20 protein-coding genes are annotated in these 26,267 nt (G+C 61.7%); 11 read left to right on the forward strand and 9 right to left on the reverse strand.

All coding sequences use genetic code 11. The features are described 5' to 3' along the window. The first annotated feature begins 81 nt into the window (after positions 1-81). Positions 82-1,314: an MFS transporter gene (locus tag ACODTO_RS25300; protein WP_489107242.1), complete on the forward strand. Its 1,233-nt coding sequence runs from the start codon at positions 82-84 to the stop codon at positions 1,312-1,314. 24 nt (positions 1,315-1,338) lie between these two features. Here the strand turns inward: ACODTO_RS25300 and ACODTO_RS25305 are convergent, their stop codons facing one another. Both ACODTO_RS25305 and ACODTO_RS25310 read right to left on the reverse strand, forming a co-directional pair. After that, the gene (locus tag ACODTO_RS25305) at positions 1,339-2,160 is read right to left on the reverse strand and encodes an aldo/keto reductase (protein ID WP_175385327.1); all 822 of its coding nucleotides are present in this window, start codon (positions 2,158-2,160) and stop codon (positions 1,339-1,341) included. Positions 2,161-2,269: 109 nt separating this feature from the next. Beyond that, positions 2,270-3,421: an aldose epimerase family protein gene (locus ACODTO_RS25310; RefSeq protein WP_489107243.1), complete on the reverse strand. Its 1,152-nt coding sequence runs from the start codon at positions 3,419-3,421 to the stop codon at positions 2,270-2,272. Positions 3,422-3,788: 367 nt separating this feature from the next. Here ACODTO_RS25310 and ACODTO_RS25315 point away from each other — a divergent pair, with 367 nt between their 5' ends. The 3 genes from ACODTO_RS25315 (at position 3,789) to ACODTO_RS25325 (ending at position 6,216) form a co-directional block, all read left to right on the forward strand. Further along, positions 3,789-4,469: a hypothetical protein gene (locus ACODTO_RS25315; protein ID WP_241801798.1), complete on the forward strand. Its 681-nt coding sequence runs from the start codon at positions 3,789-3,791 to the stop codon at positions 4,467-4,469. 110 nt (positions 4,470-4,579) lie between these two features. Then, entirely contained in the window at positions 4,580-5,365 is a 786-nt protein-coding gene (locus ACODTO_RS25320) for a sulfite exporter TauE/SafE family protein (protein WP_139641857.1), read from the forward strand. A gap of 302 nt (positions 5,366-5,667) precedes the next feature. Continuing rightward, positions 5,668-6,216 (forward strand): DUF4174 domain-containing protein, encoded by a 549-nt coding sequence (locus tag ACODTO_RS25325; protein ID WP_139641858.1) that lies wholly within the window; start codon positions 5,668-5,670, stop codon positions 6,214-6,216. 145 nt (positions 6,217-6,361) lie between these two features. On the opposite strand, the gene ampC is transcribed toward ACODTO_RS25325, so the two are convergent. Continuing rightward, positions 6,362-7,510, reverse strand: a complete 1,149-nt coding sequence (ampC, locus tag ACODTO_RS25330; RefSeq protein ID WP_489107244.1) for a class C beta-lactamase — start codon at positions 7,508-7,510, stop codon at positions 6,362-6,364. Positions 7,511-7,794: 284 nt separating this feature from the next. Here ampC and ACODTO_RS25335 point away from each other — a divergent pair, with 284 nt between their 5' ends. Both ACODTO_RS25335 and ACODTO_RS25340 read left to right on the forward strand, forming a co-directional pair. Next, complete coding sequence (locus tag ACODTO_RS25335) at positions 7,795-8,688, forward strand: Dyp-type peroxidase (RefSeq protein ID WP_139641862.1); 894 nt, start codon at positions 7,795-7,797, stop codon at positions 8,686-8,688. 52 nt (positions 8,689-8,740) lie between these two features. Continuing rightward, positions 8,741-9,487, forward strand: coding sequence for an SDR family oxidoreductase (locus tag ACODTO_RS25340; protein WP_139641864.1), 747 nt, complete (start codon positions 8,741-8,743; stop codon positions 9,485-9,487). A 135-nt stretch (positions 9,488-9,622) separates the two neighbouring features. Here the strand turns inward: ACODTO_RS25340 and mapR are convergent, their stop codons facing one another. From mapR to ACODTO_RS25355, 3 genes are all read right to left on the reverse strand, one after another. Continuing rightward, positions 9,623-11,032: a GntR family transcriptional regulator MpaR gene (gene mapR / locus ACODTO_RS25345; RefSeq protein WP_464711129.1), complete on the reverse strand. Its 1,410-nt coding sequence runs from the start codon at positions 11,030-11,032 to the stop codon at positions 9,623-9,625. Between the two features lie 155 nt (positions 11,033-11,187). Beyond that, positions 11,188-12,600, reverse strand: a complete 1,413-nt coding sequence (gene ccoG / locus ACODTO_RS25350; protein ID WP_175361301.1) for a cytochrome c oxidase accessory protein CcoG — start codon at positions 12,598-12,600, stop codon at positions 11,188-11,190. Between the two features lie 319 nt (positions 12,601-12,919). Then, positions 12,920-13,153, reverse strand: coding sequence for a DUF3203 family protein (locus tag ACODTO_RS25355; protein WP_175361302.1), 234 nt, complete (start codon positions 13,151-13,153; stop codon positions 12,920-12,922). Between the two features lie 135 nt (positions 13,154-13,288). Here ACODTO_RS25355 and ACODTO_RS25360 point away from each other — a divergent pair, with 135 nt between their 5' ends. Next, a complete protein-coding gene (locus ACODTO_RS25360) occupies positions 13,289-13,789 on the forward strand; it encodes an MgtC/SapB family protein (protein ID WP_175361303.1) in 501 nt (166 codons plus the stop codon). 137 nt (positions 13,790-13,926) lie between these two features. Here the strand turns inward: ACODTO_RS25360 and ACODTO_RS25365 are convergent, their stop codons facing one another. After that, positions 13,927-14,091 (reverse strand): hypothetical protein, encoded by a 165-nt coding sequence (locus ACODTO_RS25365; protein ID WP_175361304.1) that lies wholly within the window; start codon positions 14,089-14,091, stop codon positions 13,927-13,929. A 219-nt stretch (positions 14,092-14,310) separates the two neighbouring features. Here ACODTO_RS25365 and ACODTO_RS25370 point away from each other — a divergent pair, with 219 nt between their 5' ends. The 3 genes from ACODTO_RS25370 to glgB all read left to right on the forward strand — a co-directional run bounded on the left by ACODTO_RS25370 (position 14,311) and on the right by glgB (position 22,093). Continuing rightward, the gene (locus ACODTO_RS25370) at positions 14,311-16,308 is read left to right on the forward strand and encodes an alpha-1,4-glucan--maltose-1-phosphate maltosyltransferase (protein WP_175361305.1); all 1,998 of its coding nucleotides are present in this window, start codon (positions 14,311-14,313) and stop codon (positions 16,306-16,308) included. Positions 16,309-16,502: 194 nt separating this feature from the next. Next, positions 16,503-19,847, forward strand: coding sequence for a maltose alpha-D-glucosyltransferase (gene treS, locus ACODTO_RS25375; protein ID WP_489107245.1), 3,345 nt, complete (start codon positions 16,503-16,505; stop codon positions 19,845-19,847). Positions 19,848-19,858: 11 nt separating this feature from the next. After that, entirely contained in the window at positions 19,859-22,093 is a 2,235-nt protein-coding gene (gene glgB / locus ACODTO_RS25380; protein WP_489107246.1) for a 1,4-alpha-glucan branching protein GlgB, read from the forward strand. Between the two features lie 171 nt (positions 22,094-22,264). Here glgB and gudD read toward each other — a convergent pair whose 3' ends face one another. Together gudD and ACODTO_RS25390 are read right to left on the reverse strand one after the other, a co-directional pair. Continuing rightward, a complete protein-coding gene (gene gudD / locus ACODTO_RS25385; protein ID WP_489107247.1) occupies positions 22,265-23,608 on the reverse strand; it encodes a glucarate dehydratase in 1,344 nt (447 codons plus the stop codon). Between the two features lie 28 nt (positions 23,609-23,636). Next, entirely contained in the window at positions 23,637-25,004 is a 1,368-nt protein-coding gene (locus ACODTO_RS25390; protein WP_139641882.1) for an MFS transporter, read from the reverse strand. Positions 25,005-25,322: 318 nt separating this feature from the next. Between ACODTO_RS25390 and ACODTO_RS25395 the strand changes: the two genes are divergently transcribed. Continuing rightward, positions 25,323-26,033, forward strand: coding sequence for a FadR/GntR family transcriptional regulator (locus ACODTO_RS25395; RefSeq protein ID WP_489107248.1), 711 nt, complete (start codon positions 25,323-25,325; stop codon positions 26,031-26,033). Positions 26,034-26,267: the final 234 nt, after the last annotated feature.

The raw sequence follows: 26,267 nt of genomic DNA on the forward strand, positions 1-26,267 counted from the left end.
GCCATCGCGAGCAGGCTCGCTCCCACAAGGGATACAGTGTGAACCTTTCATTCATCCATTGTGCGACCTGGTGACCTGAACATGAATCTCTCCGTAGCCATCACGTCTTCAGGTTTGCGTGGTCTGCTCATCCGTTCGATGGGGCCCGTGGCGACGATTGCCGTGGCCCAGCTGTTTGGCACCTCGCTGTGGTTCAGTGCCAACAGTACCGCTGAAGAACTGATGCGCGCCTGGAGCGCCACCTCCACCGACATCGGCTGGTTGACCAACGCTGTGCAACTGGGCTTCATTCTCGGCACGTTGAGCCTGTCGCTCAGCGGTGTTGCCGACCGTTTTCGCGCGAGCACCTTGTTCGTGTGCAGCGCCATCGCCGGCGCGCTGTTCAACCTCGGTTTTGCCTGGTTGGCGGAAGGGTTGCTGAGCGGTGGCATATTGCGTTTCGGTGTGGGAATCACGTTGGCCGGTATCTATCCCATGGGCATGAAGCTGATCGTGGGGTGGGCGCCGGAGCGCACCGGCCTGGCCCTGGCTCAACTGGTGGCGATGTTGACCCTGGGCACCGCGCTGCCCCACGCCTTGCGGATGGTGGGTGCGGATTGGCCGTGGCAGGCCATCATCACCGCTTCCTCGGTGCTGGCGCTCGCTGGTGCGGTCCTGATCGGCGTATTGGGCGAGGGGCCTCACGCCCGTAACGGCTCCGTCCCTGGCGCCGTCAAGACCCAGCGAGCAGGAGCGATCCTCGGTGCCTTCAGGATCAGTCGCTTTCGGGCGGCGACCCTGGGCTACTTCGGTCACATGTGGGAGCTCTACGCGTTCTGGACGCTGGTGCCGTTGATCGTGAGCCGTACCGGGTTGGCGTCTTCCTTCCCTGCCTTGGGTGTGGCGGGCCTGTCGTTCTGCATCATGGCGGTGGGGGCGGTGGGGTCGATCCTGGGTGGCCTGTTGTCCCAACGCACAGGCAGCGCCAAGGTGGCGCTGGGAGCGTTGAGCCTGTCGGGGACCTGCGGACTGTTGTTTGTCCTTTGCGCGGGCTATTTGCCAGTGTGGGCCTTGTTGGCGTTGCTGGGGGGCTGGGGCGCATCGGTGGTGGCCGACTCGCCGCAGTTCTCCGCGCTTGCGGCCCAGGCCTGCCCGCGCGATGCGGTCGGCAGCGCCCTGGCCATCCAGAACAGCATCGGCTTTGCCATCACCGTTGTCTCGATTGCCGTCACCAGCTGGCTGTTCGAGCGCATCGGTATCGACGCGCTGTGGTTACTGATACCGGGTCCGGTACTGGGTGTCACCGGATTCATCCTTTCCTACCGCCAGGCATGATGCTTCGGCCTGGCGGGGTGGTCGTCACACCATTGCCAATCGCTGCTTGCCTTGGGGCTGCGGAAAGATCAGGTCCAGGGCGGCCAGGTCCTGGGGCGCCAATTGCAGGTTCGCCGCTTCGGCGTTCAAACGCACATGTTCCGGTTGTACGGCCTTGGGGATGGCGATGACCTTGTCCTGGCGCAACAGCCAGGCCAGTGCGATCTGCGCCGGCGTCGCGCCGTGGCGCTCGGCGATCTGCCCCAGGGTGTGGTCCTTGAGCAGACGCCCACCCTGGCCGACCGGACAATAGGCCATGAGCGGCATGGCGTGTTGCTGGCACCAGGGCAGCAGGTCGAATTCGATGCCTCGCTCCTGCAGGTTGTACAGCACCTGGTTGGTGGCACAGGCCGGCGAAGCCAGTTCTTCCAGGTCTTCCACATCAAAGTTCGATACACCCCAGCGGCCGATCTTGCCTTCTTCGCGCAGTCGTTCGAAGGCTTCGACAGTTTCTTCCAGCGGGTATTGGCCGCGCCAGTGCAGCAGGTACAGGTCGATGTAGTCGGTGTCGAGTCGCCGCAGGCTGCGTTCGCATGCCAGTGGGATGCCTTTGCGGCTGGCGTTGTGGGGGTAGACCTTGCTGACCAGGAACACCTGGTCCCGCAGGCCGGTGATCGCTTCGCCCACGACGGCCTCGGCACCGCCTTCGGCGTACATTTCCGCCGTGTCGATCAGGGTCATGCCCAGTTCGATGCCCAGACGCAGGGCGGCTACTTCTTTCTTGTGGGCGGACGGTTCCTCACCCATGTGCCAGGTGCCCTGACCGATCACGGGTACGGACACGCCGGCCAACTCCAGAGTCTTCATGCCTGTCTCCTATGTACTTGAACATCAGACGTGTGGCAGCAGGATAGACCAAGTGTTCAGCTCGATCGACGGGAGGCCTGCGCCGTTCCCTGTGGGAGCGATCAGAGGGTTATTTCGCGGAGAACTTCAACACCATGGTCTGGGTGTAGGTCTGGCCTGGATCAAGCCGGGTGGAGGGGAATGTCGGCTGGTTTGGCGAGTCGGGGAAATGCTGGGTCTCCAGGGTGAACGCGCCCCAGTGCGGATAGACCTTGCCATGCTTGCCCTTGATGGTGCCATCGAGGAAGTTGCTGGTGTAGAGCTGCACTCCGGGTTCGGTGGTGTAGAGCTGCAAGCGGCGCCCCGACTGCGGATCGTAGACATCGGCGGCCGGTTTCTTCACGTCACCCTGGGTGTCCAGGACCCAGTTGAAATCGAAGCCACCTTGCTTAGGTTCGGCGAATTTGAGTTGTGGATGGTCGGCCTTGATGTGGGTACCGAAGGCGGTGGGTTTGGTGAAATCCATGGGGGTGCCGGCCACGGGCGCCAGTTCGCCGGTGGGAATGAGCTTGGCGGTCACAGGGGTGTAGTGAGTGGCGTACAGGGTGGCGACCTGTTTCAGGATATCGCCGTTACCGGCACCTGCGAGGTTGAAATAGCTGTGGTTGGTCAGGTTCAGCACCGTGGGTTTGTCGGTGGTGGCCTTGTAGTCGATGCGCAACTCGTTCTGTTCGGTGAGGCTGTAGGTGACATCGGTCTTCAATGCACCCGGGAAGCCCATCTCACCGTCCGCCGACAGGTAGGTCAGGGTCACGCCCACCGAGTCCTTGCCGTTATGGGGCTCGGCTTTCCAGACGCGTTTGTCGAACCCTTGCGGTCCGCCGTGCAAGGAGTTGCCGTGGTCATTCTGGGGAACCTGGTAGCGCTTGCCGTCCAGTTCGAATGCACCGTCGGCCAGGCGATTACCGAAGCGGCCGATGGTCGCGCCGAAGTACACGTTGCCGTTCTTCTGGTAGCCCTGGACATCATCGAAACCGAGCACCACGTCGGCGGCCTTACCGTGTTTGTCCGGCACGATCAAGGACTGGAGAATCCCGCCGTAAGTGATGACCGTGGCCTCCATGCCGTGACTGTTGCGCAGCACATATTTTTCCACCGCGGTGCCGTCGTCGGTCTTGCCGAACGCAGCGCGTTCATTGGTCAGGCCGGCGGCCTGGGAGGCAGAGGTGGCGATCATCAGAGACACTCCGAGGGCCGTGAGCAGATGTCTGGATTCAAGCATGGTAGACCTTCCTTCCTGTGGTTTTGTTGTTGTTTTGAACGCGGGTCGAGTCGGTTACTTGGTCGGACAGCGGTGAAGGTTTTTCTGTTCAGTAGTCTATCTATTTAAGGGTTGAGAAGGGATTTATAGCCATAAATCGAAATTTATCAATTAAAAAGTAATACTAATTAAGCGAGGCGAGTCTTGCCCAGACGTCAGGTTCCACACGCAGCACTGCACTTTTGGGCTTTTTGCCGCTCTATCCATGGCCAGCAAGCGGCGACTCCCCACCGCTTCCCCATGTCCTGATCGAGATTCAATGACTGGTGTTTCCTACTGTCTGAAAGTGTTACGACGTTGCTGTCCAGCGCTGCTGGCAGGGGTGTTGATGCTGCTCAATAGTGGTTGCAGCCACCAACAGGGCCAGGACATGGTCACTCAGTTCAGCAATGCCCGCCCCCAGGAGTTCTTGCAGACCAGTGTCGATCGCATGGCCACGTTATCGATGCACGACAATCTGCAAAGCCTCTACCTCTTGATGAGCAAGCTTTACCTGCGCAATCCCCAGGAATTGCGCAAATCCGGCTTCCTCGACGCCCGCATCGCGGAAAAGCAGGTGCGCATGGCCATCGAACAGCAGCAACCCCTGCCGACCTTGGGCGGCAAGAAGGACCTGGCGGCCCTGAGCTACGCCATGAGCCCGGAGTTTCTTGGCGATCGGGTCGGTGCCTTCATCTATGCCATCGGCAGCATGCTAGTGACGGCCCATGGCAACCGGCTCGAGTTCTACATGACCGACACCATCGACCCGCGTTTTGTCAGTAACGCGGCGCGCAACATCGAAAAAGCCACCTGGATACTCAGCCAGCGACAGGATAAGGACGGCAACCTGCTGCTGTTTTCCAACGAGATCTCGGAGGAGGGCAGCAACCTGAGTTTCGCTGTGGAGTTCGGGAAAATCGTCGCACGGCTGGACCTGCTGACGCAGATGCTGGATGAGCGTTACCGACGGATCGGGCTGAACTACGCTCAGAGCCTGCTGTTTCTCAACTTCTTGCCAGTTCAGTAGGTCTTGGAAGAAAAGGCATAAAGATAGATCACAACGTTATAGGGCGGTTATAAGAAAAATCGCTATGCTCGCGGCGAGATTTTCCACGCGGTTATGCTGAGACGGGTTTGATGGATTTCGGTAATGTCGGTTTAGTCGTAGCGGGCCTGGTGGTCGGCTTCATCGTCGGAATGACCGGCGTCGGCGGCGGTTCGCTGATGACTCCCATTCTGTTGTGGTTTGGTATCAACCCTGCGACTGCCGTGGGTACGGACCTGCTGTACGCGGCCATTACCAAATCCGGTGGCGTGCTGGTGCATGCCAGAAATCGCAATATCGATTGGGCAATCACCGGTTGGCTGACCCTGGGCAGTGTGCCGGCGGTCGGGCTGACGCTGTGGTTTCTCAGCAGCCTGCACAGTTCGCCGGATGCCATGAACGCCGTCATCAAGCAGGCCCTGGGCTTTGTGCTGTTTGCCACCGCCCTGGCAATCCTGTTCAAGAAGCGCCTGCTGCAATTCGCCCATGATCGCGCTGGCGGTCATTACAATCCCTCCGGCACGCGACTCAATGTGCTGACGGTCGTTACCGGCCTGGTGCTGGGCACAATGGTCGCGTTGACCTCCATTGGCGCTGGCGCCCTGGGCACCGTTGCCTTGTTCATTCTCTACCCGTTCCTGGTCACCAAGCGCCTGGTTGGCACCGAAATCGCCCACGCCGTACCGCTGACCCTCGTTGCCGGCCTGGGCCATGCGAGCATGGGCAACATGGACTGGCACATCCTCGGCTATTTGCTGGTTGGCTCGTTGCCGGGTATCTACCTGGGCAGTCACTTGTCGGGACGCATCTCCGACGAACTGCTGCGCCCGTGCCTGGCGGTGATGCTGGCGATGATCGGGTTCAAATTGGCGTTCTGATTGCTGTGGCCGCACACAGCTCTCAGGAATTCCACAAGACCCTGTGGGAGCGAGCCTGCTCGCGATAGCGGTGGGTCAATCAGCATTGATGTCGACTGACACACCGTCATCGCGAGCAGGCTCGCTCCCACAGTAGTCCGTGTCTGCCTCTGCGTCGACTGACTCCCTCCCGCACCACGGTTGCGCAATGACCCCGCTGACCTAAGCTTCATGGCAGGCTGGCGCAGCATTGGGCGACTCTCTCGCGGAACAATTGCCGCCCTGTGCAATCAGTACAGCGTGAATATCAAAAGGAGAGGCGCATGCTCATTCGGTCGTTGACCTTGGCAACCTTGCTGGCCATCGCCGGCCCCCTGTTCGCCGCTGATGGTGACTCGCCCCTCGTGGCGGAGGCGGGTAGATACCGCTCCCTGGTCGTCATTGCGCCTAGCACCGTGGATCCTGCGTGGGTCAGCTTGAAAAAAGCCCTGGATGAGCCGGCGGGCAAGCAGGGTTTTTCCGAGCGCAACATGGTGCTCTACACCGTGCTCAATACCATCGGGCAGCGCGACGGCAAGGATCTGGACCCTCAGAGCACCATGGCGCTGATCCGTTCACTCAAGTTGGGAGCCGGTGCCCAGACCAAGATCATTCTGGTGGGCAAGGATGGGGAAAAGAAGCTTGAGCATTCCGGGGCAATCGAACTGAAGGAACTCTTCGACACCGTCGACAAGCTGCCCGCGGCAGAAAAAGAAGCAACGCCGCCCGCGCCACCTCCCGCGCCTGAAGTTGCACCGGCCAAGGATGCGAAGGGCGCGAAACCCGGCAAAGCAGCCAAGCCTGCGGCTGCGCCGAAGCCGTTGGATGATTGATTTTCAAGGGGATGACTTCCCTGGCGGCAGTTGTGGGAGCAAGGCTTGCCCGCGATGAGGGCGATACGTTCTTCAGCGGAATCGCGGTGCCTGTTATCGCGAGCAAGCTTTGCTCCCACAATGTGTCCCTGCAACTACCTCCGCCTTATCGCTCTTCCAACGCCGTCAGGATCCGGTGCGCGGCCTTCACCCGTTCCTCGTTGGGGTAGTTCTTGTTCGCCAACATCACGATTCCGATGTTCTTGCCAGGCACGAAAGCCGCATAGGCGCCGAAGCCACCGGTGGATCCGGTCTTGTTGATCCAGGCGTTGTCCGGGGCAGGCTGGGGCGGATCGAGAGGTTCGACCTTGTTCGGCTTCATGGCAACGTCCGCCGAATTGCCAGCCAGCAGTTCGCTGACCGTCACCGGATAAGGGTAGAACTCCCAGCCCAGCCCTTGGGTCATGCCACCGACCTGATAGAACCCGGTATGGGTGGTGGCGATGGCTTGTTGCAGGTCGGGGGCCAGCTTTTTCGGGCGCAGGTTGACCTGGACGAAACGGATCAGGTCCGAGGCGCTGGTTTTCACGCCGTAGGCCTCGGAGTCCAATGCCCCGGGACCAACCCGGACTGGCTTGCCGTCCTTCGCGTAACCTTGGGCATACCGACTCGACTCTGACGCCGGCACCCGCAGGTAACTGTGCTTGAGACCCAGGCCCGGCATCAGCGTCTGTTCCATCGCCTCATTGAAGGGGCGGTCCAGGCTGCGGGCGGCCAGATAGCCGAACAGGCCGATGCTCGGGTTCGAATAGAGCCGTTGGGTACCGGCCGGGTAAAGCGGTTTCCAGGTCTTGTAGTAGCCAAACATCCGGTCGGGGTGGTCCGCGGTGTCGGGAAACTGCAACGGCAATCCACCGGCGGTATAGGTGGCGAGATTGAGCAGGCTGATGCGCTCCAGGGCGCCGCCGTGCAACTCGGGGGCATAGCGACCGGCCGGATCCGACAGCGACAGCTTGCCCTGGGCCTGGGCATAGGCACCGAGGGTCGCGGTGAAGGTCTTGCTGATCGAGCCTATTTCAAAGAGCGTCTGGTCGGTGACAGGCTGTTTTGTCTCCCTGGAGGCCACTCCGTAATTGAAATAACGAGGCTGGCCGTCCAGCGTGATCGCCACGGCCATGCCGGCGATGTCCTGTCGTTTCATCAAGGGTTCGATAACCGCATTGACGGTGTCTTCGAGGCGATCCTGGGCAAAGCCCGGCATCATTCCATACCCCAGCAAAAAGGTGCCTGCGAGTATCGATCGGGTTATTCGCATGTGGACCGTTCTCCATGAAATGGCGAGAGTTCAGCCGCTCTGCGGCCGGCAGCCTTGGCGGCTCAGTGCACTGTTGGGGTGCACGCTTTGGAGCGCACTCTAGGAAGTTTTCGGCCACCAGGCAACCCAAGGCCTTGCGCTTCAGGGCAGGTTCCGAGCGATCCGACGGGGGCTAAAGAGGGATCCTACAAAAAGCCTGGGTCGCACAGGTGGGTTACCCATTGGCAAACCACCACAAATCCATGGCCGCCGGGTAGACTTGTGCTCTTTCTAAAGGAGTTCACATGAGTTACTACCAGCCCGGCATTCTCGCCACCCCTGTTCCGCCTCAGGCTCGTCACTTGTTTTTCGCCCTGGAATCGGTCGAGGCGCTGCCGGCTGCGATCGACAGGTTGGTGCTGCAACTGGACGGTCGTGAGGTGATCGGTCTTGGCGAGTCGCTGGTCCAGGCGTTGGGCGCGCAGATCGAAGGCTTGCGGGCGTTTCCTGCCCTGGCGGGCGTGGGCGTGGATAATCCTTCGACCCAGCACGCATTGTGGTGCTGGCTGCACGGCGAAGACCGCGGTGAATTGCTGCACCGCAGCCGCGCCATCGAGGCGGCGCTGGCACCGGCGTTGCGCCTGGTGCAAATGAACGAAACCTTCCGCCACATGACCGGCCACGATCTGACGGGTTACGAAGACGGCACCGAGAACCCGCACGACGAAGCCGCCATCGCCGCGGCCCTGGCACAGGGCGCCGACGGTCTGCGAGGCGGCAGTTTCGCGGCGATCCAGCAGTGGCAGCACGATCTGGACGGCTTTGCGGCCCTGCAACCCCACGAGCGCGACAACATCATGGGCCGGCGGCTGAGCGACAACGAAGAGCTCGACGATGCGCCGGAATCGGCCCACGTCAAACGCACCGCCCAGGAAAGCTTCGCGCCAGAAGCCTTCGTCGTGCGCCGCTCCATGCCGTGGATCGAGGGGGATCGGGCCGGCCTGATGTTCCTCGCGTTCGGTTTCTCCCTCGACGCTTTCGAGGCGCAACTGCGGCGCATGAGCGGTCTTGAAGATGGCATCACCGATGGCTTGTACCGCATGAGTCGGCCGATTACCGGCGGCTACTACTGGTGCCCGCCGTTGCTGGACGGGCGCCTGGACCTGCGGGTCCTGGCCGAGGGTTGTGCAAAAGCGTGACGTGAACGCTATTCTTGGCCCCTGGCGTCTACCGTGAAACAGGGGAAGCAGCGTGGATAAAGTCATCGTGATCACTGGTGGTGGCCGTGGTATCGGCGCGGCCACGGCGTTATTGGCTGCCGAGCTGGGGTATCGGATCTGCATCAACTACCAGTCCGATGAAAACGCCGCGCAGGACGTGCTGGCGCAGATCCGCGCCAAAGGCGCACAGGCCATTGCCGTGCGTGCCGACGTGAGCATCGAGGATGAGGTGGTCGGCCTGTTCGACCGGGTGGATGCAGAGCTGGGGCGCGTCACGGCGCTGGTGAACAACGCCGGTACGGTCGCTCACAAGTCCCGGCTCGATGAGATGTCCGAGTTCCGCATCCTCAAGATCCTGAAGACCAACGTGCTGGGGCCGATTCTCTGCGCCAAGCACGCCGTGCTGCGCATGTCGCCCCGGCATGGCGGGCAGGGTGGCAGTATCGTCAACGTGTCATCGGTGGCCGCCCGCCTGGGGTCGCCGAACGAATACGTCGACTATGCTGCCTCCAAGGGCGCGCTGGACACCTTCACCATCGGCCTGTCCAAGGAAGTGGCTGGCGAGGGTATCCGCGTCAATGCGGTTCGCCCGGGCTACATCTACACCGATTTCCATGCCCTCAGCGGTGACCCGGAGCGGGTCAGCAAGCTGGAATCGGCAATCCCCATGGCCCGGGGCGGCCGCCCGGACGAAGTGGCCGAAGCGATTATCTGGCTGTTGTCGGACAAGGCTTCGTACGCGACCGGGACGTTTGTGGATTTGGGTGGGGGGCGCTGAGTTTCGTCAGTACTGACCCCATCGCGAGCAGGCTCGCTCCCACAATGGATCTTCAGCGATCTTGTACTCAGGTTCACAGCAGATCGATGTGGGAGCGAGCCTGCTCGCGATGGGGCCGGTGCCGACAGCCCGACCTCAGAACGACCGGATAATCCGCCCCAACGTCTCCATGGCCTTTTCCGATGCGTCGGTCCAAGGGCTGCCGTAGTTCAAGCGAATACAGTTCCTGAACCGCCGGGTCGGTGAAAAGATTGGCCCCGGGGCGATGCTGATGCCCTGGATCAGGGCCATCTGGAACAGTTTCAGCGAGTCCATCTTTTCTGGCAGCTCCAGCCACAGGAAATACCCCCCGGCCGGGTGGCTGACGCGGGTCTGGGCCGGGAAGTAGCGGGCGATGGCGGCGAGCATGGCGCTTTGCTGTTCTTCAAGGGCGTAGCGCAATTTGCGCAGGTGACGGTCGTAGCCGCCGTGCTGCAGGTAGTCGGCAATGGCGGCCTGGGCCGGCATCGAGGCGCACAGTGACGTCATGAGTTTCAGGCGCTCGATTTTCTGCGCATAGCGACCGGCGGCAACCCAGCCGATGCGGTAACCCGGTGCCAGGCTCTTGGCAAACGATCCGCAATGCATCACCAACCCTTCGGTGTCGAACGCCTTGGCCGGCTTCGGAGCCTGCTGGCCGTAATAGAGTTCGGCGTACACATCATCCTCGATCAGTGGCACCTGGTGGCGGCGCAATAACGCCACCAGCGCCTGCTTCCGCTCCTCTGGCATGGTCGCACCCATGGGGTTCTGGAAACTGGTCATGCACCAGCATGCCTTGATCGGATGGCGTTCCAGGGTTTGTTCCAGTACATCCAGGTCGATGCCGTCGCGCGGATGCACGGGAATTTCCACGGCCTTGAGCTTTAGCCGTTCCAGCACCTGCAGGCTGGCATAGAAGGCCGGTGCTTCGATGGCCACCAGGTCGCCGGGCTCGGTCACGGCTTGCAGGCACAGGTTCAAGGCTTCCAGGGCGCCGTTGGTGACCAGCAGTTCCTCCATGGGCAGCATCAGACCGCCGACCATGTAGCGCAGGGCGATCTGTCGGCGCAACTGCGGGTTACCCGGCGACATATCAGTGACCACCACCCGCGGGTCCATGTCCCGCGTGGCGCTGGACAGTGAGCGGGACAGCCGTTGCAGCGGGAACAGCGTCGGGCTAGGGAATGCCGACCCGAAGGGCACGGTGCCCGGATCCTTCATTGAATTCAGCACCGAGAACACCAGTTCGCTGACGTCGACCTCGGTGGATTCGTGCACCTGGCTACTGATGACCGGCTCGGAAAATGGCCTTGGCGCATGGTTGTTGACGAAGTAGCCGGACCGCGGCCGGGCCCGGATCAGACCGCGGCGTTCCAACAGGTAATACGCCTGGAACACCGTGGACGGGCTGACGCCGTAGGTCTGGCTGGCATAGCGCACCGACGGCACGCGCTGTCCCGGCCCCAGCATGCCGGAGCGGATCAGCTCCGCGATGTCGTCGGCGAATTTCTCGTAGCGTTTCATTTACGGGTCCAGTCATCCACGGTTCAGGTTGCGCATCAACTGTGGGAGCGAGCCTGCTCGCGATAGCGGAGTGTCAGGCACATCAAGGTTGACTGTGCGGGCCTCATCGCGAGCAGGCTCGCTCCCACAAAAAAACAGCTCTGCATCTTAAGACGTCAGCGATTCATCGGCGCGACAAAACGGCTTTTGGCCACGCTATGGATGGCAGGTTCGTCGCTGTCGGCCACTTTGAAGGCAATTTCCTGTGAGCCGCTGCGGGGGCGTTCGCTGAGCATCGCCACCGACACCGGCACATCGACGATTTCCCCCGGCGCCAGACTCAGCCGGGTCTTGCCCTGGAGGACGAAGTCGTCGCCGTCCACCAGGGACAACTGATAGTCCTGGCGTTGCTGGGTCTTGTTGATGATCTTCAGGCTGTAGATGTTCTCGATCAGGCCCTGGCTGTTCTCGCGGAACAGGCCGCGGTCCTTGCTGACGTCCAGGGATACCATGGGCCGCTCCACCAACGCCACCACCAGGGCGCCGATCATCACCAGCAGCACCGCGGTATAACCAATCAGCCGCGGTCGCAGCAGGTGGGTCTTGCCACCCTGCAACTGACGTTCGGAGGTGTATTTGACCAGTCCACGGGCATAACCCATCTTGTCCATGATCGAATCGCAGGCGTCGATGCAGGCCGCGCAACCGATGCATTCCATTTGCAGGCCGTCGCGGATATCGATGCCGGTCGGGCAGACCTGCACGCACATCTGGCAGTCGATGCAATCCCCCAGGCCGAGATTGGCCGGGTTCGCATCGCGCTTGCGTGGGCCGCGGATCTCGCCACGGGCGGCGTCGTAGGAAATAGTCAGGGTGTCCTTGTCGAACATCACGCTCTGGAACCGCGCATAGGGGCACATGTGCATGCACACCGCCTCACGCAGCCAGCCGGCATTGAGGTAGGTGGCCCCGGTGAAGAACAGTACCCAGAACAGGCTCACGCCGGCCATCTGCAAAGTCAGCAGCTCTTCGGCCAGTGGGCGGATCGGTGTGAAGTAACCGACGAAAGTCAGGCCGGTGAGCAGGCTGATGGCCAGCCACAACGTGTGCTTGGCCGAGCGGCGCAGTAGCTTGCCCAGGCTCCAGGGCGCGGCGTGCAGCTTGATCCGCTGGTTGCGATCGCCCTCGGTGATCTTCTCGCACCACATGAAGATCCAGGTCCAGGAGCTTTGCGGGCAGGTGTAGCCGCACCACACCCGGCCGGCGAACACGGTGATCGCAAACAGGCCGAAGGCGGCGATGATCAGCAGCGCCGACAGCAGGATGAAATCCTGGGGCCAGAAGGTGGCGCCGAAAATGTGGAATTTGCTTTCGGCCAGATCCCAGAGCACCGCCTGGCGTCCGCCCCAGTTCAACCACACCGTGCCGAAGAACAGCAGGAACAGCAGGCCCGCGCCACTCATGCGCAAGGTGCGGAACAAGCCGCTGAAGCTGCGGGTGTGGATCAGGTTATCGGTGGTCCTGGCCTTGATCTTCGTGGGCACAGGTTCGAAGGTCTGTATCAATTGGACGGGGATTCTATCGCTCATGGTCGGTCGCTCATCAGCCTTATCTGGCCCGCGCACTATGACTATCGAACTGTTTGCATAACAGACTCAGGTGGCTCGATAAAAACCGGATCAGATGGCCTGGAGGCCGCGGCCTGCGACAGGTTGAAGCACCCCGTATTTCTCCATGGTGAGGGGGGCATCTGTGGCGAGGGGATTTATCCCCGCTGGGTTGCGAAGCAACCCCAGAAAATTGCCCCCGATCTATCTGACATACCGATGCGATTCAATTGGGTTACTTCGCAACCCAGCGGGGATAAATCCCCTCGCCACAAAGTACCCACTCGACGACCAAGCGGGGTCAGATCGCCGAGCCGCTATCGGTCGCCTTGAGGTGCTTGCGGTCATCGGTCGCACCGGCCACGGTCAAGGCGTCGGCTTCGGCTTCGGTGATGTAGACACGCTCACCATCGAAGTCCACGGCCGACATGGCCTTATCCGCGTCAGTGATTATCTTCAGCTCGCTGGCGGCGCACTGTTTCGGGCCGTTGGGTGCTTCGAAGTGGCAGGTCTGTCCGTCAATATGCAGGGTCATGATGTTGCTCCTTCCTGATGTCCTGAGCGTTAGGCGCCTCCCGCTTGCCAGGGTTCGTTGCGCCGGATCAGCGGTCGGGCGCACCTCTGGCGTCCGTTGCGGTCCATCGGTTATCGACTGCAAGAGGAGGGACGTATGCAAGCGTGGTGGCATCAGGTCTGGATGACCTTGCAATCGGAGTTCGCCGACATCGGCGATGCGCAGCAGATGACGCGGGTCACGGTGCGCCTGCTGATGGCCGCGCTGCTCGGCGGCATCCTGGGGTTCGAGCGTGAGCACAAGGGCAAGGCGGCCGGCGTGCGCACGCACATGCTCGTGGCGCTGGGCGCGGCGCTGTTCGTGCTGGTGCCGCAGATGTCCGGTTCCCAGGCCGACGCCATGAGCCGGGTGGTGCAGGGCGTGATCGCCGGCATCGGTTTCCTGGGGGCGGGCACGATCCTGAAGAACAACCAGGGGGATGAAAGTCACGTAAAGGGCCTGACCACCGCCGCCGGCCTGTGGATGACGGCGGCCATCGGTGTCGCTGCCGGGTTGGGTCGGGAAGCGACGGCGGTGCTGAGCACGCTGCTGGCGCTGGCGGTCTTCAGTGTGATGCCGGTGATCGTCCGGGCGTTGGACAAGGATGACAAGCCGTGATCCGGTGTTAAGCCTCAATACAACACCTGTGGGAGCGAGCCTGCTCGCGAAGCGGTATGTCAGTCACAGATGGGGCGCATGGCATTCCGTCATCGCGAGCAGGCTCGCTCCCACAGGTTCTCCACTAAGCTTGTTCTTCACACCCGTTCCGGCGGCGCCTCGTTCGGTGGATCGCCCACCGGCTGCTGTGGAGCGAGTGGAGGGTCTTTCTCGGGAACAGGCTCCGGGTCGGGACCGGGAGGCGGCAGGGTGGGGTCGTCGATATTGGGATCGGGGGTTTCGGCCGGGATGGGAATATTCATCAGGACGGGTCTCCGTGACACACATGGCTTGAGTTGTGCTTACTGCTGTTGACCACCCTGGGCCGGGTTTTATCCCGGTCACCGCCAGGCAAATCCCGCTGAACTTTTCCCTGCCGGTCCGGTTCGGAGTTTAAGTGAGTTCTTTCAGGGACCAATTTTCAAAGACCAGTGGGCCTTCACCGCCATAACGTCCATGGGGCGTAAAAGGAGCGATGCTCGATGACTGCCGAACACCCGACCGACTTGGCGTACAACCCCAACTTACCGCTGTCTCACGCCTTGTTGTTGCCACGTATTGCGATTGAAAACACCATGCCGGTGATCGACGGCGGGCAGTTCGCCGCCAAGGCCGTAGCGGGGCAGGACGTCACGGTGACCAGCAAGGTCTTCACCGATGGCCATGACAAGCTGGCCGTGCGAATCCGCTGGCGTGCACTGGACGATGAGGTGTGGAACAGCGAGGTCATGACCGACCTGGGCAATAACGGCTGGCGGGGCCAGTTCAATGTGCCAGCCCAGGGCCGCTATGTATTTTGCATCGAGGCCTGGTTCGACCAGTACGCCAGCTTCTGCTACGAACTGGAGAAGAAATACGGCGCCGGCGTCCCCATCAGCCTGGAATTGCAGGAAGGGCGCAACCATGTGCTACAAGCCTCCGAGCGCAGCGATGGCGAGTTGAGCGAACAATTGGCCGCGTTGCACCACGAGCTTTCGGGGTTGTTGCCGGCCGAGCAAGTTGCTTTGTTCCTTGCACCGCACAGTGCCGACCTGATGTCCCTGGCCGATCACCGGCCTTACCTGAGCATCAGTCCCGAATATCCACTGGATGTGGAGCGCGAACGGGCAGAGTTCGCCAGTTGGTATGAACTGTTTCCCCGCTCGATCACCGACGATCCTCGCCGCCATGGCACGTTCAACGATGTGCATTCGCGTCTGGCGATGATCCAGGACATGGGCTTTGACGTCCTCTACTTCCCACCGATTCATCCCATCGGGCGCAGTTTTCGCAAAGGGCCGAACAATTCCCTCACCGCCGGTCCCGACGACCCGGGCAGCCCGTATGCCATCGGCAGCGAGGAAGGTGGCCATGAGGCGATCCATCCACAACTGGGCACCCGGGAAGACTTCCGGCGCCTGGTGGCGGCGGCGCAGGCCCATGGCCTGGAAATCGCCCTCGATTTCGCCATCCAGTGTTCCCAGGACCACCCCTGGCTCAAGCAGCATCCGGGCTGGTTCAGTTGGCGGCCGGACGGCACGATCAAATACGCGGAAAACCCGCCGAAGAAATACCAGGACATCGTCAACGTCGACTTCTACGCGGCGGAGGCGATTCCCAGTCTCTGGACAGAGCTGCGGGACATTGTGGTGGGGTGGGTCAACGAAGGCGTGAAGATGTTCCGCGTCGACAATCCCCACACCAAACCCTTGCCGTTCTGGCAGTGGTTGATCGCCGATGTGCGGGCCCGACATCCCGAGGTGATCTTCCTCGCCGAAGCCTTTACCACACCGGCGATGATGGCCCGGCTGGGCAAGGTCGGTTATTCCCAGAGCTACACCTATTTCACCTGGCGCAATACCAAGGCCGAGTTGGCGACCTATTTCAGCGAGCTCAACCAGTCGCCGTGGCGCGAGTGTTATCGACCGAATTTCTTCGTCAATACCCCCGACATCAACCCGGCCTTTCTCCATGAGTCGGGGCGCGCGGGTTTTCTGATCCGTGCGGCACTGGCGACCATGGGCTCGGGCCTGTGGGGGATGTATTCGGGCTTCGAACTCTGCGAGTCGGCGCCGGTGCCGGGCAAGGAGGAATACCTCGATTCGGAGAAATACGAAATCCGGCCAAGGGACTTCACCGCACCGGGCAACATCATTGCCGAAATCGCCCAGCTCAACCGCATCCGCCGCCAGAACCCGGCGCTGCAAACGCACTTGGGCCTGAAAATCTACAACGCCTGGAACGACAACATTCTGTTTTTCGGCAAGCGCACGCCTGACGGCAGCAACTTTGTCCTGGTGGCGGTCAGCCTCGATCCGCACAACCCCCAGGAAGCCAATTTCGAGTTGCCATTGTGGGAAATGGGCTTGCCGGACGACGCCCAGACCCAGGGCGAGGACTTGATGAACGGGCACCGCTGGACCTGGTATGGCAAGTACCAGTTCATGCGCATCGACCCGGGATACCAGCCGTTCGGGATCTGGCGGATCAGCACGTCTTGAGAGGTTCTATGGCGAGCGCAATGGTGAGGCAACCTGTGGGAGCAAGGCTTGCCCGCGATGAAGCTGACGCGATCTTCCAGAAACCGAGGCGTCTGTATCGCGAGCAAGCTTTGCTCCCACAGACAGATCCTCTTGCCCTAAAGAACAGCGCAAGCCCGTCCCAGCGGCTTTATTGAATTCATCAGGAGTTGCACATGGCGAAGAAACCGCGGTCAGCCACGTTCATCAAGGACCCGCTCTGGTACAAGGATGCGGTGATCTATCAGGTACACGTCAAATCCTATTTTGATTCCAACAACGACGGTATCGGCGATTTCCCTGGCCTGATCGCCAAGCTCGACTACATCGCAGACCTGGGCGTCAACACCATCTGGCTGTTGCCGTTCTACCCATCGCCCCGGCGCGACGACGGTTATGACATTGCCGAATACCGTGGCGTCAGTCCCGACTACGGCACCATGGCCGATGCGCGGCGCTTCATCGCCGAAGCCCACAAGCGCAACCTGCGGGTCATCACCGAACTGGTCATCAACCACACCTCCGACCAGCACCCGTGGTTCCAGCGGGCACGCAAGGCCAAGCGCGGTTCCAAGGCGCGGGATTTCTACGTCTGGTCCGATGATGACCACAAGTACGACGGCACCCGGATCATTTTCCTCGACACCGAGAAGTCCAACTGGACCTGGGACCCGGTGGCCGGCCAGTACTTCTGGCACCGCTTCTATTCCCACCAGCCCGACCTCAACTTCGATAATCCGCAGGTCATCAAGGCCGTGCTGTCGGTGATGCGCTATTGGCTGGACATGGGCATCGACGGCCTGCGCCTGGACGCGATCCCTTACCTGATCGAACGCGATGGCACCAATAACGAAAACCTGCCCGAGACCCATGATGTCCTCAAGCTGATCCGCGCCGAGATCGACGCCAACTACCCCGACCGCATGCTGCTGGCCGAAGCCAATCAATGGCCGGAGGACACCCAACTGTACTTCGGCGATGTCGATGCCCAGGGCCTGAACGGTGACGAATGCCACATGGCGTTCCACTTCCCGCTGATGCCGCGCATGTACATGGCGCTGGCCCAGGAAGACCGCTTTCCCATCACCGACATCCTGCGCCAGACGCCCGAGATCCCGGCCAATTGCCAATGGGCGATTTTCCTGCGCAACCATGATGAGTTGACCCTGGAAATGGTCACCGACAAGGAGCGCGATTACCTGTGGAACTACTACGCGTCTGACCGTCGGGCGCGCATCAACCTGGGCATCCGTCGACGCCTGGCGCCGCTGGTGGAGCGCGACCGTCGTCGGGTCGAATTGCTCAACAGCCTGCTGCTGTCGATGCCCGGCACGCCGACCTTGTACTACGGTGACGAAATCGGCATGGGCGACAACATCTACCTGGGTGACCGCGACGGTGTGCGCACGCCGATGCAGTGGTCCATCGACCGCAATGGCGGCTTCTCCCGGGCCGACCCGGCCAGCCTGGTGCTGCCACCGATCATGGACCCGCAGTACGGCTATCAGTCGGTCAACGTCGAAACCCAGGCGGGCGATCCGCATTCGCTGCTCAACTGGACCCGGCGGATGCTGGCGGTGCGCAAGCAGTCCAAGGCTTTCGGTCGTGGCACCCTGAAAATGCTGTCGCCGAGCAACCGGCGGATCCTGGCCTATACCCGTGAATACACCGGGCCGGATGGCAAGCATGAAATCATTCTCTGCGTGGCCAACGTGTCCCGCAGCGCCCAGGCCGCCGAGCTGGACCTGTCGACCTACGCGGGCATGGTTCCGGTTGAGATGCTGGGGGGCAATGCCTTCCCACCCATCGGCCAGCTGAATTTCCTGCTGACCCTGGCGCCTTATGGCTTCTATTGGTTCGCCCTGGCGGCGGAAAACCAGATGCCGAGCTGGCACGTGGAGCCGGCCCAGAGCCTGCCGGATTTCACCACCCTGGTCTTGAAAAAACGCCTGGAAGAATTGCTCGAAGCGCCATCGCGCACCACCCTGGAGCAAACCATCCTGCCGAGCTGGCTGCAGAACCGGCGCTGGTTCGCCGGCAAGGACAGCGCCATCGAGAAGGTCGACATCGTCTATGGCGTGCGTTTCGGTGATCCGCAGCATCCGGTGCTGCTCAGCGAAATCGACGTCACCAGTGGCGGCCAGACGCTGCGTTACCAACTGCCTTTCGGCCTGTTGGCCGAAGATCAGGTCGGCGCGGCGCTACCGCAACAACTGGCACTGTCCCGGGTCCGCCGGGTACGTCAGGTGGGGTTGATCACCGATGCGTTCAGCCTGGAAAGCTTCATCCGGGCCGTGCTGAACAGCATGCAGGCGGCCACGGTGCTGCCGTACGCCGATGGCGAGTTACGTTTCGAACCCACCGAGGGATTGGCGGCGCTGAATCTGGGTTCCGAGCCGGAGGTGCGTTACCTGTCCGCGGAACAGTCCAACAGTTCGGTGGTGGTGGGCGGCAGCCTGGTGCTCAAGCTGATCCGCAAGGTCGCTTCCGGCGTACATCCGGAACTGGAGATGAGCGCCTACCTGACCGCCGCGGGTTTCAGCAATATTTCGCCGCTGCTGGGTTCGGTGATCCGCCGCGACAGCGAGGGCGAGGATGCGCTGCTGATGATCGCCCAAGGCTACCTGAGCAATCAGGGCGATGCCTGGGAATGGACCCAGAACAACCTCGAACGTGCGTTGCGTGATGAGCTGGCCGATGCGGTGTCCGAGCAGGAGCAGCATTACAACGCCCTGGGTGAGTTGAAGGATTTTGCCGGCATGCTCGGCCAGCGCCTGGGCGAAATGCACCAGGTGCTGGCCCAGGCCACCGACAACCCGCACTTCACCCCGCAGAAAACCACCGCCAAGGACGCCCAGGCCATCGGCCGGGACGTGGCTGCCCAGGTGGAAAATGCCTTGCGTCTGCTCAAGCAGCACCAGAGCCAATTGAACCCGGCGGACCAAGCCATGGTCGCACGCTTGCTGGAGCAGAAAAAAGCCGTCCTGGCCCATGTCCAGGAATTGGCCGGCAAGGCCGCCGGTGGTTTGCGCATCCGGGTTCATGGCGATTTGCATCTGGGGCAGGTGCTGGTGATCAAGGGCGACGCCTACCTGATCGACTTCGAAGGCGAACCGGCTCGGCCGTTGCACGAACGCAGGGGCAAGCACAGCCCGTACAAGGATGTCAGCGGCGTGCTGCGCTCCTTCGATTACGCGGCGGCCATGGCGATTCACTTGCACACCGTCGACAGCACGGCTGACGCCGACGCGGCGCGCCAACGGGTCGCCGATCGCTATTTGACCGAGGCTCGCCAGGCATTTGTCCAGGCATATCGACTGGCGGCAGCTAGTCTTGCTCATGAGTGGAAGGATGCTGAAGGCGAAGACGCCGCGCTGGCGTTGTTCGGCCTGGAGAAGGCGGCCTATGAAGTGGCCTATGAAGCCGAGAATCGCCCCGCCTGGCTGCCCGTGCCGTTGCACGGTCTGTACGGGTTATTGAGTGGGCTTGAACCCTTTTCCGACTTGGGCGGACCGATTTAGTGGAGAGCATCATGAGTGTCTCGAACAAGGAACCACAGGGACAGGCCAAAGAGTCTTTGCTGCCGTCCCCCCGTGATATCGACGCGCTGGTGCGTGCCGAACATCACGATCCGTTTTCCATCCTGGGGTCCCATGGCGACGGTGACGGCGGCCAGTTCATCCGGGCGTACCTGCCCGGTGCGCTGAGCGTGCACGTGATCGCCCGCAACGGCGGCGAGGAGTTGGGTGAGCTGCAGCTGGGCGACACGCCGGGCCTGTTCGCCGGCCATTTCGACCATGCCCAGCCTTATCTGCTGCGCACCCGCTGGGCCGGTGGCGAGCAGGTGGCCGAAGACCCCTACAGCTTCGGGCCGTTGCTGGGGGAAATGGATCTCTACCTGTTTGCCGAAGGCAATCATCGCGATCTCAGTTCCTGCCTGGGGGCGCAACTGACCACTGTCGATGGCGTCGACGGTGTGCGGTTCGCCGTGTGGGCGCCGAATGCCCGACGGGTGTCGGTGGTCGGTGACTTCAACGCCTGGGACGGACGCCGCCATCCGATGCGCATCCGTTATCCGTCGGGCGTATGGGAGCTGTTTATCCCGCGCCTGGGGGCTGGAGAAGCCTACAAGTATGAAGTCCTCGGTGCCCACGGCATCCTGCCGCTCAAGGCCGACCCGGTGGCGCTGGCCAGCCAGATGCCTCCGGACACCGCGTCGAAAGTCGCCTCGCCGTTGAAGATCGAGTGGCAGGACGGCGAATGGATGCAGCACCGTCGCGAACGCCAGATCCCCAGTGCACCGTTGTCGATCTACGAATTGCACGCCGGTTCCTGGCAATGCGAAATCGACGAGGCCGGGGAGGTGGCCCGGCAGTACAACTGGCATGAGCTGGCCGAGCGGCTGATTCCCTACGTCAAGGAGCTGGGCTTCACCCACATCGAGCTGATGCCGATCATGGAGCACCCGTTCGGCGGCTCGTGGGGCTACCAGCCGCTGTCGCAGTTCGCGCCGACGGCACGCTTCGGCTCGCCGGATGATTTTGCCGCGTTCGTCAATGCCTGCCACAAGGCTGACATCGGCGTGATCCTCGACTGGGTGCCGGCGCATTTCCCCACCGACACCCACGGCCTGGCCCAGTTCGACGGTACGGCGCTGTACGAGTACGGCAACCCGCTGGAAGGCTTCCACCAGGATTGGGATACCCTGATCTACAACCTGGGACGCACCGAGGTCCACGGCTTCATGCTGGCTTCGGCCCTGCACTGGTTGAAGCATTTCCACGTCGATGGCCTGCGTGTGGATGCCGTGGCGTCGATGTTGTATCGCGACTATTCGCGCAAGGCCGGGGAATGGGTGCCTAACCGCCACGGTGGGCGCGAGAACCTGGAGGCCATCGACTTTCTGCGCCACCTCAACGATGTGGTCGCCCTGGAAGCCCCGGGCGCGCTGGTCATTGCCGAAGAGTCCACCGCCTGGCCCGGTGTCAGCCAGAGCACGCAACAGGGCGGCCTGGGCTTCGCCTACAAATGGAACATGGGCTGGATGCACGATTCGCTGCACTACATCCAGCAGGATCCGGTGTATCGCGCCCATCATCACAACGAACTGAGTTTTGGCCTGGTGTACGCCTGGTCCGAGCGGTTCGTCCTGCCGATTTCCCACGACGAAGTGGTCCATGGCAAACGCTCGCTGATCGACAAGATGCCCGGCGACCGCTGGCAGAAATTCGCCAACCTGCGCGCCTACCTCAGTTTCATGTGGGGCCATCCGGGCAAGAAGCTGTTGTTCATGGGCTGCGAGTTCGGTCAGTGGCGCGAGTGGAATCATGACCAGCAACTGGACTGGTACCTGACGCAATACGCCGAACACCGTGGGGTGCAGAAGCTGGTGGGCGACCTGAACCGACTCTATCGCGAGGAGCCGGCGCTGCACGATCAGGATGACGCGCCCCAAGGGTTCCAGTGGTTGATCGGCGACGACGCAATGAACAGCGTCTACGCCTGGCTGCGCTGGAGCAAGGAGGGCCGGCCGGTGCTAGTGGTCGCCAATTTCACGCCGGTGCCTCGTGAGGCCTATCGCGTTGGCGTGCCTTTCGCCGGGCGTTGGGTGGAATTGCTCAACAGCGATGCCGACACCTATGCCGGCTCCAACTACGGCAACGGCGGCGGTGCGTCCACCGAACCAGTGCCCAGCCATGGCCAGGCCTTGTCCCTTGAACTCAACCTGCCGCCGTTGGCGGTGTTGATCCTGCGGCCGGAGGGGTAGCCTCCGGCATTATCCGTTAAGTTTGCCCTAGCCCAATGGGGGAGCGGGCTTGCTCGCGAAGGGGGCTGACAGTCAGCAAAGATGTCGACTGTCAGACCGCTTTCGCGAGCAAGCCCGCTCCCACAATGTGTGAGGCCTGGTATACAGATCTTCCCGGGGATCACAGGAAGATCAGCGCACGAGACACGGCTGCTTGTTGTTGAACGTCCAGCCTGGAATCAGGTACTGCATCGCCACCGCATCGTCCCGTGCCCCAAGTCCCATGCCTTTGTACAGCTCATGGGCCTTGGCCAACTGATCCATGTCCAACTCGATTCCCAGCCCCGGCTTCTTCGGCACCTGCACGCAGCCACCCTGGATCTGCAAGGGTGCCTTGGTCAGCCGTTGGCCGTCCTGCCAGATCCAGTGAGTGTCGATGGCCGTGATGTCACCCGGCGCGGCGGCGGCCACGTGGGTGAACATCGCCAGGGAAATGTCGAAGTGATTGTTGGAGTGCGAGCCCCAGGTCAATCCCCACTCATTGCACATCTGCGCCACTCGCACCGAACCCTGCATGGTCCAGAAATGCGGATCGGCCAAGGGGATGTCCACGGACTGCAAGGTGATGGCGTGGCCCATCTCGCGCCAATCGGTGGCGATCATGTTGGTGGCGGTCTTCAGGCCGGTGGCACGGCGAAACTCCGCCATGACCTCGCGGCCCGAGTAACCGTTCTCGGCACCGCAAGGGTCTTCGGCATAGGCCAGTACCCGGTGCTGGTCACGGCACAGGCGGACGGCTTCCTTGAGCGACCAGGCGCCGTTCGGGTCCAGGGTTATGCGGGCCTGGGGGAAGCGTTCGGCCAGGGCGGTGACCGCTTCGATCTCTTCGTCGCCCCTGAGCACGCCGCCCTTGAGTTTGAAGTCCTGGAAGCCGTAGCGCGTATGGGCCGATTCGGCCAGGCGCACCACGGCGGCGGCGTCCAGGGCCTTCTCATGGCGTACTCGGAACCAGTCGTTGTCGGCATCCGGCTCGCTGCGGTAGGGCAGGTCGGTCTGCTGGCGATCACCGACGTAGAACAGATAACCCAGCATCTTCACTTCATCGCGCTGCTGGCCTTCGCCGAGCAGGGCGGCGACCGGTACGTCCAGGTGCTGGCCGAGCAGATCCAACAAGGCCGCTTCCAGGCCGGTGACCGCATGGATGGTGATACGCAGGTCGAAGGTCTGCAGGCCGCGGCCCCCGGCATCGCGGTCGGCGAACGCCTGGCGGACGCTGTTGAGGATCTTCTGGTAGGTGCCGATGGGGTTGCCGACCACCAGCGCCCGGGCGTCCTCGAGAGTCTGGCGAATGCGCTCGCCGCCGGGCACTTCGCCGACGCCGGTACGGCCGGCATTGTCCTTGAGAATGACGACGTTGCGGGTGAAGAACGGGCCATGGGCGCCGCTGAGGTTCAGCAACATACCGTCATGGCCGGCCACGGGTACGATCTGCATGCTGGTGATGATCGGGGCTTTGCTGGTTTCTTGGGAATTCATTGTTTTTATCCTTGAACGAATCGAATGATCAGACGTGGCTGGCCACCGGATTGGCCGGTGTCGTGGCGGTTTTGGGCTTGGGCACATTGCGCGCGGCAAAGACGATGATTGCAGCGATGATGGACGTGCCCGCCAAGCCATAGAGACCGCCCTGGATCGAACCGGTGTGCTCCTCCAGCAGGCCGAACGTCGTCGGGGCGACGAACCCGCCAAGGTTGCCCACCGAGTTGATCAGCGCAATGACCCCGGCAGCCACCCGTGCATCCAGGTACGCCTGGGGGATCGGCCAGAACAGCGAAGACGCCGACTTGAAGCCCAGGGCCGCGAAGCAGATGGCGACGAAGGCAAAGATCGGTCCGCCGACGGTCGACATGAACATCCCCGCCGCTGCAATCAGCAGCGCAGCCGCGACCCAGGCTTGCTGGAACTTCCATTTGGCCGACAGCGAGGCGAAGGCGTACATGCCGACAATCGACAGCAGCCAGGGAATCGAGTTGAACAGCCCGACCTGGAAGTCGCTGAGGTCGCCCATCTTCTTGATGATGCTCGGCAGCCAGAACGTGGCGGCGTAGATCGTCAGCTGAATGAAGAAGTAGATCAGGCAGAACAGGATGATCTGGCGATCCTTGAGCAACTGGCCGATGGACAACTTGACCGGGGTCGCCGCTTCGCGGGCCCGTTGTTCGTCATCGATGGTTTTCACCAGTGCGTCCTGTTCTTCACGGTCCAGCCACTTGGCATCGTGGGGCTTGGAGTCCAGCCAGAACCAGACGAAGAAGCACAGGCCGACAGAGAACATCCCTTCGATGAAATACATCCATTGCCAGCCGTGCATGCCCAGGCCGTTGATCTGCAGCAACAATCCGGACAATGGGCCGGAGATCAACGAAGCGATCGCCGAACCGCTGAGGAAGATGGCGATGGCTTTGCCGCGCTCGACGGCGGGGAGCCAGCGGGTGAAGTAATAGATCACTCCGGGAAAGAAACCGGCCTCGGCCACACCCAGCAAGAAACGCAGGATGTAGAAGTGGGTTTCGTTCTGGATGAAGGCCATGCCGGCTGCCACCAGGCCCCAGGTGAGCATGATGCGGGTCAGCCAGATGCGCGCGCCGATTCTTTGCAGCAGGATGTTGGAAGGGACTTCGAACAGGGCGTAGCCGATGAAGAACAGCCCGGCGCCGAAGCCGTAGGCTGCCGCACCGATGCCCAGGTCGTGCTCCATGTGGGCACGCACGAAGCCGATGTTCACACGGTCGATGTAGTTCACGATAAACATGATGACGAACAGCGGCAGGATATGGCGCTTGACCTTGGAAATGGCCGACGACAGCACTGGATCCGCGCCGGCATTCGCCTTGAGGCTGGATGTGTTCACTGGTTTTTCTCTCCCACTCATTGTTTTTATGCGGGCATCGAGCAGGTGTCGATGTTGATAGACATCATACAACTTGATTTTTTTCGGTGACAAGTTGTTTTTCATGATGTTTGGATAGGGTGATGGTGCTGCTTATGCCGTATTTATTGGTTTATAAGGAGCTTGAGAGCAGTTTGTGCCGTGTGGGTGGTTGCATGAAGGAGGTCTTTCAACTGAATGGATAGCCAAGGAAATCTTGATATTTGGTGTGTTGTCATACAAGTTTGCCCTTGCCACGGTGTACATGCTCCAGCCCGCCGGTGGTAGGATCAGTCAGCCTGTATTCGAGGAACCCCGGCGATGCAAGACACCGACGCGCCCCAGCGCAAACGTACCCACAATCTGGCCCATGATCTGGTGGCGAAGCTCAGCCAGAGCATCCTGCTGGGGCAATTGAAACCGGGACAGAAGCTGCCCTCCGAAGGCGCCATCGTGATGGAGCATGGCGTCAGCCGCACGGTGGTGCGCGAGGCGATTTCCAAGTTGCAGGCTTCGGGGCTGGTGGAGACGCGCCATGGCATCGGCACCTTCGTGCTGGAGCAAACCGGCGAGCCGGGGCTGCGCCTCAATGTCGATACCGCGGCAGGGGTGCGGGGCATCCTGGAACTGCGCCTGGGCCTGGAAACCCAGGCGGCGGCCCTGGCGGCCCAACGCCGCAGCGAACAGCATTTGCAGCAGATGCGCCAGGCGCTGGATGACTACCAGCGGTTGCTCAGCAACAACGACAGCTGCGTCGAAGCCGACCGGCGTTTCCATCTGCTCATCGCCGAGGCCACGGACAACACCTGTTTTGTCGAAGTCATGCAGCACCTGGGCAGCGCAATGATCCCCAGGACTCGGGTGAACGTGGCCGAAAGGGGTCAGGTTGACCTGGGGAAAATGGCGCAGTTGGCCAACCTCGAACACGAGGCCATCTTCAACGCCATCCAACGCCAGGACCCGGACGCCGCCCGCGCCGCCATGTGGCTGCATCTGACCAACAGCCGTGACCGGTTTGGCGCAGGGGCCTGATCGGCCGCTATCGCGAGCAAGCTTTGCTCCCACCGGAAAGCTGCGTGGTCACGAAGTCCATTCACCACTGAACACCGTGGGAGCAAGGCTTGCCCGCGACAGCGCCATTAGATTCAACATCATCTTTGCTGACCCACCGCTATCGCGAGCAGGCTCGCTCCCACAATGGGTCTTCCGTGGACACACATTCTGTGACCGGCGCAGATCCCCTGTGGGAGCGAGCCTGCTCGCGAT

Source organism: Pseudomonas sp. FG13 (assembly GCF_057809755.1).